The sequence below is a fragment of the Nocardia sp. CC201C genome (assembly GCF_030010695.1).
In the GTDB taxonomy this organism is placed as follows: Bacteria; Actinomycetota; Actinomycetes; order Mycobacteriales; family Mycobacteriaceae; genus Nocardia; species Nocardia otitidiscaviarum.
The window spans coordinates 1-2850 of sequence record NZ_JASCXP010000619.1 but is presented as its reverse complement, the minus strand read 5'-3'; the positions used below and the strand labels follow the sequence as shown (position 1 = coordinate 2850).

The 2850-nt window shown below is 67.6% G+C and carries 4 protein-coding genes; all 4 read left to right on the top strand.

Translation table 11 applies throughout. The annotated features are described in order from the left end of the window. The first annotated feature begins 449 nt into the window (after nt 1–449). Nucleotides 450–1085 (top strand): ribosome maturation factor RimP, encoded by a 636-nt coding sequence (gene rimP / locus QK444_RS35005; RefSeq protein WP_282786278.1) that lies wholly within the window; start codon nt 450–452, stop codon nt 1083–1085. After that, complete coding sequence (nusA, locus tag QK444_RS35000) at nt 1082–2113, top strand: transcription termination factor NusA (protein ID WP_282786277.1); 1032 nt, start codon at nt 1082–1084, stop codon at nt 2111–2113. The genes rimP and nusA overlap by 4 nt, the downstream gene beginning before the upstream one ends. Before the next feature lie 194 nt (nt 2114–2307). Continuing rightward, a complete protein-coding gene (locus tag QK444_RS34995) occupies nt 2308–2577 on the top strand; it encodes a YlxR family protein (RefSeq protein WP_235204462.1) in 270 nt (89 codons plus the stop codon). 115 nt (nt 2578–2692) lie between these two features. Then, nucleotides 2693–2850, top strand: a 158-nt coding sequence (locus QK444_RS34990) for a translation initiation factor IF-2 N-terminal domain-containing protein (protein WP_282786279.1), incomplete at its 3' end; no start/stop codon positions are given.

Here is a 2850-nt window from a genome sequence, read left to right as displayed (position 1 = left end):
GTGACCGCGAGCGCGCCGCCACCGGCCAACCGCAGCAGGCCGCGACGGTCCAGGGCGAACGACGGTGAGCTGGGACACGGGGTCGAGCGGTCGGCGTGGACCGTGAGATCGGCCGCATGACGGCGGAGGCTGCTGGGCACGGATCCATGGTGCCAGTCCGCCGAGCGGACCCGCGCCGCCAGTCCCCTCGGATAGGCTGTGATCTCGATCGATATCGGCCACCACCGGGCGCGTCGCCATGGACACGCCGACGGTGCGGCCGGTGCGACAAGGCGAAAGCCGGGGCCGTTGGCTGGTCCTTTACACTCTTTCAGCGCGTTACGCTAGACCTTTGGCAGGGTATTTCGCCGTGGCTGCCCGCCGACACCGCTCGACCCTATCGATACCGGCCCCACCTGTATCGATACCGACAACTCAACCCGCCACAACTGAACCAGGAGCCGCCCCACATGCCGATGCCGACCGAGGAAAGGGTGAGCCAGCTAGTTGCTGAGCTCGTCGAACGCCGAGGATTCGACCTCGAAGGCGTCGTGATCGCGGCTGCGGGGAAAGAGCAGGCGAAGGTCACGGTGATCGTCGACAGCGACGGCCCCACCGACCTGGACGTCGTGGCGGAGCTGAGTTCGGATCTCTCGACGCTGCTCGACGAGGCCGGTGACTTCGGAGAAACCCCCTATCTCCTGGAGGTCACCACCCCCGGCATCGACCGCCCCCTCACCGCGCTCCGGCACTGGCGGCGGGCCCGGGGACGAAAAGCCGCCGTCACAATGCGCCCCGGCACCGAATCACCGGAGGGCAAGCCGAAGTTCGAGGCCCGCGTCGGGGCCGTCACCGACACCGACGTGGCCCTGGTGCTGGGCGGTAAGCGGAACCCGCACCGGGTGACGGTGCCGCTGGCCGATATCGAGCGGGCCGTCGTGCAGGTGGAGTTCAACCCACCGGGTGCGGCCGAGCTGGAGTTGGCGGGGGGAGTCGCACCGGGCCGACCCCGGCCAGGTGCCCAGGAGGTATCCGAAGTATCCGAAGACACAGCAGAGACAGCAGTGGCAGCGTCCGCTTCACCGACCGAAGGGATCGTGGAATGAACATCGAAATCGAAGCCCTGCGCGCGATTGTCGCCGACAAGGGAATCTCGATGGAGACGGTGATCTCCGCGATCGAGTCCGCGTTGCTCACCGCCTACCGGCACACCGAGGGCCACCAGCCCAACGCCCGCATCGACATCAACCCCAAGACCGGGGTGGTGCGGGTGATGGCGCGCGAGCTGGACGCCGACGGCAATGTCGTCTCCGAATGGGACGACACCCCCGAGGGCTTCGGCCGCATCGCCGCCACCACCGCCCGCCAGGTGGTGTTGCAGCGGTTGCGCGACGCCGAGAACGAGAAGTCCTTCGGCGAGTTCTCCACGCACGAGGGCGATATCGTCGGCGGCGTCGTGCAGCGCGACGCCCGGATGAACGCCCGCGGCACCGTGGTGGTGCGGATCGGCAGCGAGGCGCACGGCGCGGAGGGGCTCATCCCACCCGCCGAGCAGGTGCCCGGTGAGACCTACGAGCACGGCGACCGCATCAAGTGCTACGTGGTCGGCGTCTCCCGCGGCCCCCGCGGCCCGCAGATCACCCTCTCGCGCACTCACCCGAACCTCGTTCGCCGCCTGTTCGCCCTCGAGGTGCCCGAGATCGCCGACGGCTCGGTCGAGATCGTGGCGGTGGCCCGCGAGGCCGGACACCGCTCCAAGATCGCGGTGCGCTCCACCGTGTCCGGCGTCAACGCCAAGGGCGCGTGCATCGGCCCGATGGGCCAGCGCGTGCGCAATGTGATGAGCGAGCTGGCGGGGGAGAAGATCGACATCATCGACTACGCCGACGATCCGGCCGCGTTCGTCGGGAATGCGCTGTCGCCGTCGAAGGTTGTCTCCGTCACGATCGTCGATCCCGACGCCCGCGCCGCCCGCGTGGTGGTGCCGGACTTCCAGCTGTCGCTGGCGATCGGCAAGGAGGGGCAGAACGCCCGCCTGGCCGCCCGCCTGACCGGCTGGCGTATCGACATCCGCAGTGACGCCGCCCCGGATGTGGCGGGCGCCCCCCGTACGGAGGCGCATCACCGAGGGTGATCACAACGACCCGCGAATTGGCTCTCACCAGCACGGAGACTCGCGGAACAGACCTTCCGGATGACATGTTGGTAACTTCCGAGAAGGACGGATGCGGAGATCGGGACACAGTGGAGGTAGAGTTGACGCAGGCTCAGCGCGAGTCTTCGGCTACTTCACACTCCGCGCGGGTCCGGGATCAACGACCGGCACCCGTGCGGACATGTGTGGGGTGTCGGAAACGCGAGCTGGCCGCCGATCTGTTGCGGGTCGTGGCGCAGGATGTGGATGGAGAGCATTCGGCTGCGGTCGTTCCCGATCCGCGGCGCAGACTTCCCGGACGGGGTGCCTGGTTGCACCCCCTTTCGGCCTGTCTGAGCACGGCAGTTCGGCGCCGAGCATTCGGCAGAGCACTACGAGTGTCCGGAAATCTGGATATCTCAGCCCTGGAGCAGTACGTAGAGAACAGGCACGAGCACTCATGAGCACACCGTGAAGTCCCAGCGATGATCGGCCATCGGAAATAACCGGAGGTCGTGCGGGTTCCCCATCACCTAACGACGGATGGGTGCCACGCTCGACCTCTCAGTGAGGAGAGCAGTGGCAGGCAAGGCCCGCGTGCACGAGTTGGCGAAAGAACTCGGTGTCACGAGCAAGGAACTACTCGCAACGCTCAAGGAGCAGGGCGAGTTCGTGAAGTCGGCGTCATCGACGGTGGAGGCCCCCGTCGCACGTCGCCTGCGCGAGTCGTTCGCGTC

Excerpts from the sequence above, each read along its gene's own strand:
- rimP (WP_282786278.1), top strand. The coding sequence starts at position 450 with ATGCCGATGCCGACCGAGGAAAGGGTGAGCCAGCTAGTTGCTGAGCTC.
- nusA (WP_282786277.1), top strand. The coding sequence starts at position 1,082 with ATGAACATCGAAATCGAAGCCCTGCGCGCGATTGTCGCCGACAAGGGA.